Below are 14457 nucleotides of genomic sequence, written 5' to 3' on the forward strand. Positions count from 1 at the left end.
CATGAATAATACGAGAAAAAGAGCGATGTCCCAAGAGATGGTCCGTCAGGCGCTGAAGGACAGCTTCACGAAGCTGAATCCCGTCCTGATGATGAGAAATCCGGTCATGTTTGTCGTGGAAGCCGGGACTCTGGTCGTGCTGCTTATGACGATATTTCCGTCCTATTTCGGTACCGAGGGCAGTAGCAGATTTAACCTGACCGTATTCGTCATCCTGCTGTTTACGCTGCTGTTCGCTAACTTCGCAGAGGCGCTTGCCGAAGGGCGCGGCAAGGCGCAGGCCGATTCCCTTAAGCAGTCGAAGCAGGAAATGACGGCCCGCAAAGTGATGGAGAACGGCGGGGTACAATCCGTGCCGTCCACGGATCTGCGCAAAGGGGATATCGTGATTGTCGCGCAGGGCGAGATGATTCCCGGGGACGGGGAAGTGATTGCGGGCCTTGCATCCGTTGACGAATCGGCGATTACCGGGGAGTCCGCCCCCGTCATTAAAGAAGCCGGAGGAGATTTCAGCTCAGTCACGGGGGGCACCCGGGTTGTCAGCGATACGATCCGCATCCGGATTACGAGCGATCCGGGGGAATCGTTTATCGACCGGATGATCTCGTTGGTCGAAGGGGCCTCCCGGCAGAAAACGCCAAACGAAATTGCGCTGAATACGCTGTTGATCGTCTTAACGCTGATCTTCCTGATCGTGGTTGTGACGCTGGCACCGATCGCGAAGTATCTTGGCATCGAGTTGACCGTTCCGGTGCTGATCTCGCTGCTGGTATGTCTGATCCCGACCACGATCGGGGGGCTGCTGTCGGCGATCGGGATTGCCGGCATGGATCGGGTAACGCAGTTCAACGTGCTGGCGATGTCCGGCAAAGCGGTTGAGGCCGCCGGTGACATCAACACGATGATTCTGGATAAGACGGGTACCATTACGTTTGGTAACCGGATGGCCAGCCGATTGATTCCCGTCGGCGGCGAGTCGCAGGCATCGGTGTCCCGGTGGGCCGCGGTGAGCTCGCTGCAGGATGAGACGCCGGAAGGACGGTCGGTGTTGGAGCTGCTGAGGAAGGAAGGTTTCGCAGTGGATGAGAGCATGGCGGATGGGGCGGAATTCATCGAATTTAAGGCGGAAACTCGGATGAGCGGCATGGACCTGAGGGATGGCCGGAAAGTCCGGAAGGGCGCGGTGGATGCCGTCAAGGCGTGGGTGCAGTCGCAAGGAGGCCCCCTCCCTTCGGATTTGACGCCAAATAGCGACGCCATCGCCACAGAGGGAGGAACCCCGCTTGCTGTCGCCGTGGATAACCGCATCTATGGTTTGATCTACCTGAAGGATACCGTGAAGCCGGGCATGAAGGAACGGTTTGACCAGCTGCGCCGGATGGGCATCAAGACGATCATGTGCACGGGCGACAACGCGCTCACCGCAGCGACGATTGCCCGTGAAGCGGGCGTCGATGATTTCATTGCGGAGAGCAAGCCCGAAGACAAGATTGCCGTCATCCGCCGAGAACAAGCCGAAGGCAAGCTGGTGGCGATGACCGGGGACGGGACGAACGATGCCCCGGCGCTGGCCCAGGCCGATGTGGGGCTGGCGATGAACAGCGGCACCACCGCAGCCAAGGAAGCGGCCAATATGGTGGATCTGGATTCGGATCCGTCGAAGATTATCGAGGTGGTCTCTATCGGCAAACAGCTGCTGATGACGCGCGGCGCGCTGACCACCTTCAGCGTCGCGAACGATGTCGCCAAATATTTTGCGATCATTCCGGCGATGTTCGCGGCTGCTATTCCAAGCATGAACGTTCTCAATGTCATGGGACTGGGTTCTCCCATGTCGGCGATTCTGTCGGCGCTGATCTTTAATGCCATCATCATTCCGCTGCTGATTCCGCTTGCGATGAAGGGTGTGGCCTATAAGCCGATGAGCTCGTCGAAGCTGCTGCAGCGCAATGTGTTGGTCTACGGATTAGGCGGCGTGATCGTGCCGTTCATCGGGATTAAGCTGATTGATATGATCGTGCATCTCTGGATTTAGGCGGAAGCATCGCAGCTGGCCTATCGAGATATCCCGGTCTGCTATTTAAGGAAGATATAGAAGAAGGGATCGATGAACCATGAATAAGCCATTGCAGAAATCATCGCCGGCGCCTCGCGCCGGGGTGGGCGCGGCCCGTGTCTCGCTGGGCATGGCCCTGAGAACGAGTCTTGTATTTATCGTGTTATGCGGAATTCTTTATCCGCTGGTCACGACGGGAGCGGCGCAGCTGCTCATGCCGAAGCAAGCCGGCGGCAGTTTGGTCACGGATCGGGGCGGAAAGGTGGTCGGATCGGAATTGATCGGCCAGGACTTTGCGGAGCCGCAATATTTTCACGGCAGGGTGTCCAGCATTGAATACAACGGGGCCGGCTCAGGCAGCAATAACTATGCCCCTTCCAATCCGGATTTAGTTGAACGAACGAAGGCCTCGATTGAAGCATGGGCGAAGAACAACCCGGATGTTCCGGTGAGTGAGGTGCCGATCGATCTGGTAACGAATTCCGGCTCCGGATTGGATCCTCACATTTCGCCGCAGGCTGCGAGCATTCAGATTCCGCGGATCAGCAAGCTGACCGGAATTGCGGAAGCAGAGCTTGATCAGCTGGTAAAGGAATATACGGAGGGACGGGATTTGGGCGTATTCGGTGAACCTCGCGTGAATGTGTTGAAGCTGAATCTGGGTCTCCAAGAGCTTCTTAACTGATCATGGATCCCTTTCGGAGAAAATCGCCGGAGGAGCTCTTAAGGTCGATTTCCAAGCTCCATCAAGGACGGCTCAAGGTATATATCGGGGCCGTGAGCGGATCGGGAAAAACCTATCATATGCTTCGCGAAGGGCAGACCTTGAGGCTGCAAGGCATCGATGTCGTCATATGTGCGGTATCCACGATGCAGCGCCCGGAAACGGTGGAGCAGGTCCGGGATCTGGAGCGGGTGCCCAGCATTCATTGGATGGAGGACGGCGTGGAGAAGAAAGATCTTGATCTGGATCTGCTGATGCAGCGCAACCCGGAGGTGGTGCTTGTCGATGGGCTTGCCCATGGCAATCGGAAGGGAGCGCGGCATGCCACACGGCTGGGTGACATCCGATTCCTGTTAAGCCGGGGAATCAGCGTCATCACGACGGTTAATGTGTATGAGCTGGAGGACGTGCAGGGCATTGCCTCCAAGCTGACGGGCATTCAAACCAGCCATACCGTACCGGCTGATACGCTGGAGAGCGCCGACGAGGTGGTGCTTATTGACGTAACGCCCGAAACGATGCTGGAACGGGCACAAGGCGGCCTGCTTGGAGGCGGGAGCATATGGAAACAGGGCAATCTAGCCGTACTTCGGGAGTTGACGCTCCGCCTCGTTGCCGAAGGCGTCAGCCATTCACTGGAGCGGTACCGCAAGGAACAGGGGCTCATCGGCCCATCGGGAGCCGATGAGCGAATACTGGTGTCGACCCAATACCATTGGAATGGGTCCATCTATATGCGGCGCGGGCAGCAGATCGCGAAGCGATTAAACGGCGAGCTGTTGGCCGTCACGTTTGTGAAGCCGGGAGTAGAGCTTACCAAAGAACAGGCCGCCTTCAAGCGCTCCATGATGAAGCTCGCGGTGCGGATAGGCGCCAAAATGGAGGAGCTGCCCCTCCGTTCCCGGAGGAAGCTCGCTGACATGCTGGTTCAGTATGCGCTGGAGCACCACGTTACGCGCATTGTGCTCGGCCATTCGAAGCAGACGCGCGTGCAAGAGCTTTGGCAGGGGTCGATTATTCAGGATCTGCTCAAGAAAACGCGCGGAATTGATATTTTTATGGTTGCGGATCGGGCGGAACATGACGGGGAGCGGATCATCCCGGCCCGGCTCCATCCGCAGCGGCTCTCTTCCGAATCGTTTCACCGCTTGAATGAACAGGAGCTGGATCAGAAGATCGAGCAGGTCAAGCGGGGACGGTTCAAGGTATATATCGGCGCCGCCCCGGGCGTAGGGAAGACCTATGCGATGCTGCGGGAAGGCAACGATCTGCTGAAGAAGGGCTTGACGGTTCTCGTCGGTCTGCTGGAGACGCACGGCCGGAAGGATACGCTGTCCCAGGTGGGCAATCTGGAGACCCTCCCGCGAATAAGGGTGGATTACCGCGGATCGCGCCTTGAGGAGATGGATACCGATGAGATCATTCGCCGGAGGCCGGACGTGGTCCTCGTGGATGAGCTGGCGCATACGAACGTGCCCGGAAGCAAGCGCAAGAAACGGTATGAAGATGTGCTGGATATTCTGTCGGCCGGCATCTCCGTCATCACGACCGTGAACGTGCAGCATCTGGAGAGCTTGAATGATGCCGTCGAGCAGATTACAGGCGTTCGAGTCCGCGAGACGATACCGGATCATATCCTGCTATCGGCCGATGAGGTTCAGCTCGTCGACGTGACGCCGGAGTCGCTGCGGCAGCGGATGAAGGACGGGAACATTTATGCGAAAGAGAAGGTTCATCAGGCGCTCAGCCATTTTTTCAAGACGGGAAACCTGATCGCCCTAAGAGAGCTTGCCTTAAGGGAAATTGCGGATGATGTGGACGAGAGGCTGGAGTCCTGGCAGCGCAGCGGCTCGCTTCGGGGGCCGTGGCGGCGCGAGGAGGTTATCTACGTCGTGGTTGCCAGGGGGCCGCAAGCGGAGCGGCTCATTCGCCGCGGCTTCCGGATCGCCCATCGGCTGAAGGCGGCCTGGTATGTGGCATTCCCTCTGAAAGGTCATCACAGCCTGTCTCATGACGACGAGCAGCGCCTGACGGCGCTTCAGACGTTAACGGAGCGTCTTGGGGGCACCTTCACAATGCTGCCGGTAAGAAGGGGGCCGGCATGCGCCTGTCCTGGCCGATTGGTCGCGGCAGCAGACGAGGTTAAGGCGACCCAAATCATTATCGGCCAGCCGCAGATGGCCGGATGGAAGCTATTTTCCAGGCGGAAATGGATCAGGAGCCTGCTGCGATCCTCAAGGCATATGGACGTGCTCGTGGTTGCGGATTACGATCCGCACGTTTGACGGCTGAAGCGCCGGGAGCTGAATATTTTGAGAGGACCGGTGACGCAGAGACTTGGAAATGCTGAAAGTGCAGGAAAAGCAGTGAACGCAGGAATCGCAGAAAACGCGGATAACGCAACAATCCGGAGAACAAAAACACCGGGAACGCTTATTCCAGAGAACAAGAACGCACAGACCGCAGCACGCTCGGAAGCGGAAGAGTGCAAGCATACGCGCAGGCTGGCTTACCAGCGCGTAAGCGAACGGACCACGTCAAGAAGCCCGCTGACCTGTCATTACAGATCCGCGGGCTTTTTTCATGCTGCCAACATGCCTAAAGGCCGACGTACAAGCTTGTCTTATGATTCGCCCGACAGCGTGCGGTCGCCGGTCAAATATTTCTCGGTCAAGATGGAAAGCAGGCGAATGCCGACTTCATTCTCTCCGCCTTCGGGAATGATCAGGTCGGCGTATTTCTTGGAGGGTTCGATGAACGCCTCATGCATCGGCTTGACGGTTGTCAGGTATTGATTATGGATCGACTGGATGGTCCGGCCGCGGTCCTCAATATCGCGTACGACCCGGCGAAGCAGGCGCACATCGGGATCGGTATCCACAAACACTTTAATGTGTAGCAGCTTGCGCAGATTCTCATCGGACAGCACATGCAGACCTTCGATGATGACGATGTTGTTCGGCTTCAGCTCGATGGTCTGATCCGTGAAGCGGGCATGGGCGGTAAAATCATATACCGGTGCGAAAGCGGGTTGTCCGCTTTTTAAAATCCCGAGATGCTCGACGAGCAGCTCGTTGTCAAAAGCGAACGGATGATCATAGTTAATCGCTTCGCGTTCCTCGAAGCTGAGCTCTTTATGATCCTTGTAATAGTTATCCTGCGAAATAAACGTGACTTTATCTGAACCAAGACGGTCAATGACAGAGCGGGCAACCGTTGTTTTGCCCGATCCGGTGCCGCCGGCGATACCAATTATGAGCATGGCGAATCCATAACCCTCCCTAGAGTTTGCAATTTTATTATTGTAGCACAGCATGCGCTTCTTTTCACTATGGGAGCATAGAACAAAAGATGGGATTTCCTCATGTTCTTTATTCTTACCACGGAATAGCGAACCGAATCTGTATGACTTATCATAGAGGATATCATGACTACAATTGAAAATGTTTCGGAGGGATGATCATGCGTTATACCGCTATTTACCCATGCAAGCCCGCCATATACCTTCAGCAGGGAGAGAATCGGGGAAGCGTCGATTGGAGCCGCTATGAAGCTGTGGCCCTGAGCGACACCGTGACCGGGCTTGCCGCGAAGGAAGCGACGGAGGTGCGCGCCTGCTGGAGCGCCGAATGCTTCTACGTGCAGTTTGTTTGCCGGGATTCCCATATCGTCTCGGAGTATCGGCATCGGGATGACCCGCTGTATGAGCAGGATGTCGTGGAGCTGTTTATGGATGAAGCAGGAGAGGGCTTGGAATATATCGAGCTTGAGGTGAGCCCGAACAATGTTGTATTTGATGCGCGGATCCGTAACGATGGGCAAAAGTCGATCACGGACAGCGATGTCGAGTGGGACCTTACCGGCCTTCTGACCACGGTAGAGAACGATGGGAAGGGACATTTGGTTTACGAGTTTCGCATTCCGGCGCAGAACTTTCAGAATCCGCCGGAAGCGGGACGAAGCTGGAACGTGAACTTTTACCGCATTGACGAAGACGACCAAGGAAACCGGGAATATCAGGCTTGGAGCCCCACCGGAGAGGTCAATTACCATATGCCCTCGCGTTTCGGAAGGCTGGAGTTTGTGGATGCCACATAGCATGCACGCCCGGAATCGATTGAACCGATGCCGGGCGTACAACGTTGAACATAGCTTTTTGGGTTGGGTGATGGCTTAATGCCTTACGAGTCCGGTTCAAGCTCACTTAAACCGGTAAGCACGCGGTTCATTGAACCAGAAGCTGCCGTCCTGGGAGAAGTCCCGGTATGGGCTTGGGGACACCTCGTCCACCAGCTTCAAGTCTTCTTCGGTCAGCTGCACGTTCAGTGCATTCAGGTTGTCCGCTAGCTGCTGCTCGCTGCGGATGCCGACGATGGGAATGATGCCGCGCTGCAGCAGCCATGCGAGCGCGAACTGCCCCAGCGTGATCCCTTTGTCCGCTGCACGCCGGGCGAGCCATTCAACCTTGTCCAGCTTGGCACGGTTGCCGGGAGCATCCATGTCCATGCGCTCGCCCCGCGAATTAACCGGCAGCGGCTGCCCGGCACGGTATTTGCCGGACAGCCAGCCGCCGTCCAGCGGGGAGTAGGCCAGCGTAGCCAGGCCGTGGCGCTGTGAAGCCGGCAGGATTTCCTGCTCGATATATCGGTTGAAGATGCTGTATGAAGGCTGATTGGTAACGAAGCGCTCCAGGTTCATTTTTTCGCTGGTCCACAGGGATTCGACGATACGCCAAGCCTCAAAGTTCGAGCAGCCGATATATCGTACCTTACCTTGGGCAACCAGATCATCGAGCGCGCGCAGCGTCTCGTCCAGCGGGGTATGAGGATCCGGTCTATGCACTTGGTAGAGGTCGATGTAATCCGTATTCAACCGTTTCAGGCTGTCCTCGACCTGTCTCATGATGCGGTAACGGCTGGCGCCTTCTCCGTTCGGTCCGTCGGCGGTCCGTACCTTGAATTTGGTTGCGACAATCACCCGTTCTCTTCGTCCTTGAAGGGCTTTGCCTATAATTTCTTCGCTCGTACCCTTGCCATAGGTATCTGCCGTATCGATAAAATTAATCCCCGAATCCAGCACCCTGTCGATAATGCCGAGCGAGGTCTTCTCATCCAAATCCCAATCTCCGTAAGTCATGGTTCCCAGACAGAAGCGGGATACTTCAAGTCCGGTTCTTCCCAAGTAGACGTATTCCATCGTATAGCCTCCCCATCGCCAAGTGATCTTCGTGATCGAAATCTGCTTCCATTATCGGCCTTTTATGTATGGATGACAAGCGCAGCAGCCGGAAGATAAAATACCCGGGGCTTTTTCATAAAAGAACAAAATCGGACATCTCAACAGGGATTTTGTCCCTTTTTTTGCATGCCGCTGGACATGTTGTTTTCATTAGGGCGGGTTCTATATACTTTTTAGTAAAGGGAAAGCGTGCCGCTTGGAATGAGCGGACATGCTGTAAACGGAGGGGATGCTTATATGAATGCTGTCATCGATGGTCTGATGACCGAGCTGGAGCAGCTGCTGGAGGAGAAGGTGGCTGAAGATCTTCGGGATCTGCTGGGCGAGTATAAACAATTGGAGGGAGCGCCCTCGGATCGCTTGAAGCAATTTGAAGAGGAGTTCGGGATCGCTTTGCCGGAGGATTTCCGTTCGTTCTACAGCAAGAAGGACGGCAGCGGATACGCATTTCACGTGCTCTATCCCGGTAACGAGGGAGATGGCGAATACACCCCGTTCTATCTGATGAGTCTGGATGAGATGAGGGAAGTCAAATCATATTTCTGCGAACGGGACGAACGGCTCGATGCGTACTACGGTCCAGAGGAGGTACAGCGGCTGGATCCGGAAATTAAACCGTACCTGTTCCACAAGGCATGGTATCCGTTTGCCACGATGGCGGGCGGCTCATTGTATCTGATGCTGGATTTTGATCCGGCTGAGCCGGGAACGTCCGGGCAGATCATCATGTACGTGCATGATCCTGATTTTGTGTACTATATCGCGCCTTCCTTCACGGAGCTGCTTCAGGCGTCCAACCGCAATCTGCGCACCGACATTGAAGAAGTGGACTACTAATTGAAGCAGAAGACATAGAACCACTCCTAATGCCCATAACCTTGCCTAAAGGCGGTACGTTAGGAGTCGGATGAAGAACCGGCGAGGGGAGGTGACAGCATGAACAACAGACGGGTCCTCTGGGGAATCATCCTCCTGGTGGCGGCCGTGTTGTTGACACCCGGTTATTTTATTGCGCGCACGTATGGACTTTTTCAGAATGAAGTGGTCTTGACTAAATACCAGCTCGCCGTTGATGTGGATGGTGAACAGGTGGATGCTTGGCCGCTGCTGGCTGGCTTCGCCGCAACCGATAAGAAGGGGGAGCTGCGCCCGCTGTATTACAGACTGGAAGGGTCGGACCTCAACATGCTGTATCAATTGGCGTATGGGCAGTTCGAGGTGGAGGCTTCGGAGGACAATCCGTTCTTGGCGGGGAGGGTCCAGTATGACCATCTGGAGAACGACTATATCGAGACCCGGAAAGAATATGTGAACGCAAAGGAATATCGGCAGGACATCATCTTTTATAATGACCGTAAAGAGCCCCTATTTACATACGACCCGGCAGCCAAAGCGGACGGGGATATGGTGAAGGAGATTATCACCGCAGGCATGACGCGCTCCAACGGCCAAGGAGGGTCTGGTGTGGTGGAGGATAAGTATCTGAATGTCACCCGATTGTTCGAGGAGAAGCTGGGCATCAGCATGCGGGTTCAGGTGGATAAGGAGCGCAGGCTGGCCACGATCCATATAGAGCAGCTTAAATAGAAATTTTTTAAAACGAGGTGCGGAACAATGCAGCATACAAAAATGACCCAAGAGGTGGATCTCACCATCTCGCACCATCAAATTCAAGTCCGCTCGCGGGATTTTGACGAGGAGCTGTGCCAGTGGGGGGAAATCAATATCAAGCAGGGCGCTGTCATTCATCCCGGGTATCTGACCTTTGATCCGATTCCGGACGATGCCTTCGGCGCTTGGGTGAAGCTGGCCTTGACAGAGTCGTTCACGGAAGACCCGAACGCGCAGCGCCGAATGGTCGTACCGTTTGACGTTCTGGATCCCGGCAAGCTGGAGCTGTTGTCCGTCATGTCGGACGCCGTCATTGAGCTTCCGCTGCAAGCAGGGCGGTATGCCTTGTATTTTGAGATTTGCGAGGATGAAGAGGTGTATTACCGTCTGACTTTCGTGCGTGAAGGAGAGTATGTCCAAGCCCGATTTTTGATGGACGATGAATGGGGCGGCAGGGCTGGAGAAGCCTTGGCGGAGGGGTATTGTTGACCCATACATTGCAGAAAACGGGGTACTGAAGGCCGCGTAAGGCAATTCTCCCTATCATTGATATAAGAAGAGGCCGTCTCCGTGTTGGAGAGGCCTCTTTTGTTGCCGCCATGCTGATGTGCCGTTGTCCCGACTTTGCCAGCTCTTTATGGAAAGCAGAAACGATCTGATTGCGTGGAAAATAGCTATTGTGCTGCTGTCACCGTAATCTCGCCATGTTGGCTTTGAGCCTGCAGCTGCAGAATGTCCGTGAGGAAAGCGAGCGGAACATAAACATGGCCGTCTTTCATTGCAGGAGACGCGCCTAGCGGGCGCGGAGCCATTTTGCCAAAAGCGTACGCATCCTTGTTCAGCTTCACCGCGCTCCAGATGGCACCTTTGGAGATTTCCACAGTTTTGCTCTTGCCGTTCCACTTGACATCGAAGTGGAGCTGACGCAGCACGCGGGCCGCGGGAACCATCATCTTGCCGTTGTTATCCTTGTAGTAAGCGCCTGGCTTCAAGACAGCGAAAACGGGCTTTTCTTCGGGTGCTGTACCCGGCAGCTTCACGGCAAACTCCGGCGTTCCCGTGGCTCCTGGGGCGATGCTGTATTTTTGGAATACGATATAGGCTGTTCCGTCCGCGACGTAGAAGGATTGTTCGGCATCAATGCCCTGGAATCCGTCTTCGTTCGCGAAGTAATGGTCCTGATCCGCGGCAATCGCGGTTTTGACCGCCGTATCTACGATCGATTTGTAATTCTTCCCGAACAGGTCCTCCAGCGTCACGCGCCGGGCTTCGGCTTCGTTCATGAAGTTATACGTATCCACGCGGGGATCGCCATTGTTCATTCCCATGCCTTCCGTGATGACCTTGAGGGAGATCAGGCTGTCGTCCGTGCCATCCGATGTAAGCTCATAGGTGATCGTCAGCTGATAAGGGCGCATGGTATAGCCGTTCTGTTCCGCATTTGCCGCAGCCTCGGAAGCCTCCTTCTCCCATTTGGCAATATCCTTGGAAGCATGGGATTCGATGATGTCATTCAGCTGATCTTGGTACTTGGTGTCAGCCAGACCCTGGAATACAGGAATCTTGATATCCGTTTCGAGCCATTTTTCATTAGATTGCAATGTTTTGAACGTTACCCGTTGCGGGGCAGCGGTCGGAGCCTTCACCTGATCGGTGCTCGCTGCAGTTTTGGTTTCGGCATGGACATGAGCGGACGGCAGCCCCGAAGCGGATATCATCAGGACGCCCGCTAATCCGGCAGCCGCGAGTGTTTTGGCCAGTGGGCTTGTATGCTTGATTGTTTTCATCGTGATTACCTCCAGGGTTAGGTTTGATATCTTTAAAGTGAGAAGACAGAAGTTCTGGAGAAGTGAAGCGGTCTCCTTATCCTCCGGTTTCCCACGAACTCATAAAGTTTCAACAAAAAATCCGGGGCAACGGGGATCGGAAGAACGATCTGCATTCGTATGTTGGTGATGGACGGCGGATCTATCGAATGTATTCGTTGCTGACGAGCTGATCCGCAATGGCCTCCGTAGGGATCGTAAATTCCACGACGCCCATATAGCCGGGAGCCACGTCGTATTCGTTGAAGCTGATGACCAGTTTGCCATTGTTATCAATATAGAAATTGTGATCCTTGGCGATCGATTGGAATTGATCCTCCGGCACATCGGATTCGACGCCAGGCTGCTCTACCCAGTAGGTGATTTCGGGATTATCCTGCATCTGCCTGCGCATTTGCTCCTTGATATTGTCGCTGATGACTTGGATGTAGGAATCATCCCTGAACAGGCTTGGCAGCGTGATCACCAAATGGTTGATCTTGTCGATCGTATCGTATTGCCTGGACTCGGCGGAGCCACCGGCGGATTCTACGACGTAGCGGGAAAGCGTCAGCAGCTGTTCATTGTCGGTGACGACTTCATAACCGCTATCGAGGCTGAGATGCCCGCCGCCTTCGTGATTTAGCTGGGCGACTTCGTCTTTGAAATCCTCATACAGCTTCTTGTTCTCCTCCAGGTATTTGTTATTCAGCGTTTGCTCAAGCTCCGGATTGCCCAGGTTGGCAATGCCGGGCGTTTCGATATGCACCTCCGTGCTGCCGTCCTGCTCGGCATATTCGCGAATGGTCATCACCTTGACGATCTCGCCCAGAACGGGCACATCGGACATGGCCTTGGCGAATGCGGGACTTGCGTTCACGCCGGCAAACAGCAATGCGCATGCAGCAGCCACGCCGGCGAGCCAGGGCAGCGCTCTATTTTTTGTTCGTCTGGCTGCGATGGTCTTGTTAACCACCGAGCTTAGTTCGTCGGGAATAGGAGTGCTCTCGTACTGCTCCTTCATCCTATTCAGCTTGTCATGCATTATCGTTGTGCCTCCTCTTGGTCTTCCTCGCTTAGGTTCACCCGCAGTCTCTGCAGTCCTTGGTATAGCCTCGTTTTCACCGTGCTCACATTCTCATGGAGCACCTCGGCAATTTCGTCAATCTTCATATCTTCGAAAAACCGGAGAATAATGACGAGCCGATACTTGTCAGGCAGATCCTCCAGGGACTGGGCCAGATCCAGATTCGGATAGTGGTCATGACTGCCGGGTAATATGAACTCCAGGTTCTCGTCGTCCATGACGCGGACTTTTTTCTGTTTTCGAATGAGATCCAGGGAGGTTGTGACAATAATTCGGAAAAACCAGCTTTTTAGTGAACCCGTCTGCTTCAGCTTTTCCATGGATAAAAATGCTTTGTGGATCGCGTCCTGAACGATATCGAGGGCATCCTCTTTATTTCTGACGTAACTGTACGCCAGCCGGTAGGCGCTGTCCTGGTTTTCGGTTATGCATTGGATAAGAAGCTTCTCAAGCTTCCGGCCGCCTCTCATGTAAATATGACACTCCTTTGGGCCCGCGCGGGTAACCATCAATTGCAATTGACTTACGGAAGCAAGACGTGCTAGTCTTCCAAAAAGTTTGATTCTGCTAAAAAAAAATTAAAAAAGCCGTTGTTTCTGTTTCTGTCCCATTATTCAGCCCATCCTCCCATTATCGCAACAAGAAAAAGACCCCAGTTTAACTGGGGTCTTGTAGACTCATGGTTATTCGTTCTCATATCTCTTTAATATAATTGCCGAATTATGTCCGCCGAAGCCGAAGGAATTCGACATGCCGATGCGGAGCTTGGCGCTTCTCGCCTCGTTGGGCACATAGTCCAAATCGCAGGTTGGATCGGCATGATCGAGATTGATCGTCGGCGGTATGATGCCTTCTTGCAGGGATTTCACGAGGGCAATGGCCTCCGCGCCGCCGGATGCGCCCAGCATGTGTCCGGTCATCGACTTGTTGGCTGTTACCGGGATGCGGTACGCCTCCTCGCCAAATACCTGCTTGATGGCCGCCGTCTCCGAACGGTCACCGATGACCGTGCTGGTGGCATGGGCGCTGATGACATCCACGTCGGCCGGGGAGAGGTTCGCTTCGGCCAGCGCCAGCTTCATCGCACGTGCCGCGCCGTTGCCGTCTTCCGGCGTGGCGACCATATGATAGGCATCCGAGCTGGCACCGTAACCGATAACCTCGCCCAGTATGACGGCGCCTCTGCCTAGGGCATGGGAGAGCGACTCCAGGACGAGGATACCGGCCCCTTCCGCCATGACGAATCCATCGCGGTCCGCATCGAATGGGCGGCTGGCGCGGCCCGGTTCATCATTGCGGGAGGACAGGGCGGTAGCATTCGCAAAGCTGGCCAGCGAGATGTCGGTCAATGCGGCTTCGGATCCGCCCGCGATAATGATGTCGGACCGGCCGGCTTGGATGTTAAAGAAAGCCTCGCCGATCGCCGTATTGCCGATCGAACATGCCGTAACCGGTGCCAGCGTGGAGCCCAGCGCCTTGTATTTAATGCTGATGAGCGCGGCCGCCATATTGGGAATCATCATGGGAACCAGGGTAGGACTGACCCGCTCGGGACCCCGCGACGACAGCGTGCCGCTCTGATTCATCAGGGTTTGGATGCCGCCGATGCCGGAGCCGACGTAGACCCCCATGCGCTCATGATCGATCTGATCAAGATCAAGGCCCGACTGGCTTATCGCTTGATCCGCCGCAGCCAGCGCAAACTGGCAGAAACGGTCCAACCGCCGGGCTTCCTTAGCGCCGAACAGCGCGTTTGCGTCAAACTCCTTCACGGCGCCTGCTATTTGTACCTTTTGTCTTGATGTGTCCAAATGTTCTATATGTGCAATACCGGACTCTCCCCGCACAAGCCGGGACCAGAACGTATCCACATCATGGCCCAGCGGCGATATGACGCCCATACCGGTGATAACGACTCTTTCCATGGATGAACAGC

Annotated in this window: 13 protein-coding genes; 7 read left to right on the top strand and 6 right to left on the bottom strand. The window is 55.1% G+C overall.

Annotation, left to right across the window (positions count from 1 at the left end; genetic code table 11):
• Nucleotide 1: 1 nt before the first annotated feature.
• From kdpB to M1D70_RS02270, 3 genes are all read left to right on the top strand, one after another.
• Nucleotides 2–2035: a potassium-transporting ATPase subunit KdpB gene (gene kdpB, locus M1D70_RS02260; RefSeq protein ID WP_456289011.1), complete on the top strand. Its 2034-nt coding sequence runs from the start codon at nucleotides 2–4 to the stop codon at nucleotides 2033–2035.
• A 79-nt stretch (nucleotides 2036–2114) separates the two neighbouring features.
• Nucleotides 2115–2741 (top strand): potassium-transporting ATPase subunit KdpC, encoded by a 627-nt coding sequence (kdpC, locus tag M1D70_RS02265; RefSeq protein WP_009595870.1) that lies wholly within the window; start codon nucleotides 2115–2117, stop codon nucleotides 2739–2741.
• A gap of 2 nt (nucleotides 2742–2743) precedes the next feature.
• Nucleotides 2744–5065: a histidine kinase gene (locus M1D70_RS02270; protein ID WP_456289012.1), complete on the top strand. Its 2322-nt coding sequence runs from the start codon at nucleotides 2744–2746 to the stop codon at nucleotides 5063–5065.
• Between the two features lie 338 nt (nucleotides 5066–5403).
• On the opposite strand, the gene udk is transcribed toward M1D70_RS02270, so the two are convergent.
• Complete coding sequence (gene udk / locus M1D70_RS02275) at nucleotides 5404–6042, bottom strand: uridine kinase (RefSeq protein WP_009595891.1); 639 nt, start codon at nucleotides 6040–6042, stop codon at nucleotides 5404–5406.
• A 200-nt stretch (nucleotides 6043–6242) separates the two neighbouring features.
• Here udk and M1D70_RS02280 point away from each other — a divergent pair, with 200 nt between their 5' ends.
• Nucleotides 6243–6878, top strand: a complete 636-nt coding sequence (locus M1D70_RS02280; protein WP_456289013.1) for a carbohydrate-binding family 9-like protein — start codon at nucleotides 6243–6245, stop codon at nucleotides 6876–6878.
• Nucleotides 6879–6980: 102 nt separating this feature from the next.
• Here M1D70_RS02280 and M1D70_RS02285 read toward each other — a convergent pair whose 3' ends face one another.
• On the bottom strand, nucleotides 6981–7976 hold the full coding sequence (locus tag M1D70_RS02285; protein ID WP_456289014.1) for an aldo/keto reductase: 996 nt from the start codon (nucleotides 7974–7976) through the stop codon (nucleotides 6981–6983).
• Between the two features lie 279 nt (nucleotides 7977–8255).
• Here M1D70_RS02285 and M1D70_RS02290 point away from each other — a divergent pair, with 279 nt between their 5' ends.
• The 3 genes from M1D70_RS02290 (at nucleotide 8256) to comJ (ending at nucleotide 10118) form a co-directional block, all read left to right on the top strand.
• Nucleotides 8256–8855, top strand: a complete 600-nt coding sequence (locus M1D70_RS02290; RefSeq protein ID WP_009595862.1) for an SMI1/KNR4 family protein — start codon at nucleotides 8256–8258, stop codon at nucleotides 8853–8855.
• Nucleotides 8856–8954: 99 nt separating this feature from the next.
• Nucleotides 8955–9605 carry a hypothetical protein gene (locus M1D70_RS02295; RefSeq protein WP_456289015.1) on the top strand — a complete coding sequence of 217 codons (651 nt, stop codon included), beginning with the start codon at nucleotides 8955–8957 and terminating at the stop codon, nucleotides 9603–9605.
• A gap of 27 nt (nucleotides 9606–9632) precedes the next feature.
• Nucleotides 9633–10118: a competence protein ComJ gene (comJ, locus tag M1D70_RS02300; RefSeq protein ID WP_456289016.1), complete on the top strand. Its 486-nt coding sequence runs from the start codon at nucleotides 9633–9635 to the stop codon at nucleotides 10116–10118.
• Nucleotides 10119–10303: 185 nt separating this feature from the next.
• Here comJ and M1D70_RS02305 read toward each other — a convergent pair whose 3' ends face one another.
• The 4 genes from M1D70_RS02305 to fabF form a co-directional block, all read right to left on the bottom strand.
• Nucleotides 10304–11416, bottom strand: a complete 1113-nt coding sequence (locus M1D70_RS02305) for a stalk domain-containing protein (protein WP_456289017.1) — start codon at nucleotides 11414–11416, stop codon at nucleotides 10304–10306.
• Nucleotides 11417–11597: 181 nt separating this feature from the next.
• Nucleotides 11598–12479, bottom strand: a complete 882-nt coding sequence (locus M1D70_RS02310; protein WP_456289018.1) for a DUF3298 domain-containing protein — start codon at nucleotides 12477–12479, stop codon at nucleotides 11598–11600.
• A complete protein-coding gene (locus M1D70_RS02315) occupies nucleotides 12479–12991 on the bottom strand; it encodes an RNA polymerase sigma factor (RefSeq protein WP_456289019.1) in 513 nt (170 codons plus the stop codon). Before M1D70_RS02315 ends, M1D70_RS02310 begins: the two co-directional genes overlap by 1 nt.
• Before the next feature lie 213 nt (nucleotides 12992–13204).
• Nucleotides 13205–14446 (bottom strand): beta-ketoacyl-ACP synthase II, encoded by a 1242-nt coding sequence (gene fabF / locus M1D70_RS02320; protein WP_456289020.1) that lies wholly within the window; start codon nucleotides 14444–14446, stop codon nucleotides 13205–13207.
• Between the last annotated feature and the right edge of the window lie 11 nt (nucleotides 14447–14457).

Source organism: Paenibacillus sp. AK002 (assembly GCF_053903045.1).

Coding starts and splice junctions, on each gene's coding strand:
- udk (WP_009595891.1), bottom strand. CDS start 6,042: ATGCTCATAATTGGTATCGCCGGCGGCACCGGATCGGGCAAAACAACG.
- M1D70_RS02305 (WP_456289017.1), bottom strand. CDS start 11,416: ATGAAAACAATCAAGCATACAAGCCCACTGGCCAAAACACTCGCGGCT.
- kdpB (WP_456289011.1), top strand. CDS start 2: ATGAATAATACGAGAAAAAGAGCGATGTCCCAAGAGATGGTCCGTCAG.
- M1D70_RS02270 (WP_456289012.1), top strand. CDS start 2,744: ATGGATCCCTTTCGGAGAAAATCGCCGGAGGAGCTCTTAAGGTCGATT.
- M1D70_RS02310 (WP_456289018.1), bottom strand. CDS start 12,479: ATGCATGACAAGCTGAATAGGATGAAGGAGCAGTACGAGAGCACTCCT.
- M1D70_RS02315 (WP_456289019.1), bottom strand. CDS start 12,991: ATGAGAGGCGGCCGGAAGCTTGAGAAGCTTCTTATCCAATGCATAACC.
- fabF (WP_456289020.1), bottom strand. CDS start 14,446: ATGGAAAGAGTCGTTATCACCGGTATGGGCGTCATATCGCCGCTGGGC.
- comJ (WP_456289016.1), top strand. CDS start 9,633: ATGCAGCATACAAAAATGACCCAAGAGGTGGATCTCACCATCTCGCAC.
- M1D70_RS02280 (WP_456289013.1), top strand. CDS start 6,243: ATGCGTTATACCGCTATTTACCCATGCAAGCCCGCCATATACCTTCAG.
- M1D70_RS02290 (WP_009595862.1), top strand. CDS start 8,256: ATGAATGCTGTCATCGATGGTCTGATGACCGAGCTGGAGCAGCTGCTG.
- M1D70_RS02285 (WP_456289014.1), bottom strand. CDS start 7,976: ATGGAATACGTCTACTTGGGAAGAACCGGACTTGAAGTATCCCGCTTC.
- kdpC (WP_009595870.1), top strand. CDS start 2,115: ATGAATAAGCCATTGCAGAAATCATCGCCGGCGCCTCGCGCCGGGGTG.
- M1D70_RS02295 (WP_456289015.1), top strand. CDS start 8,955: ATGAACAACAGACGGGTCCTCTGGGGAATCATCCTCCTGGTGGCGGCC.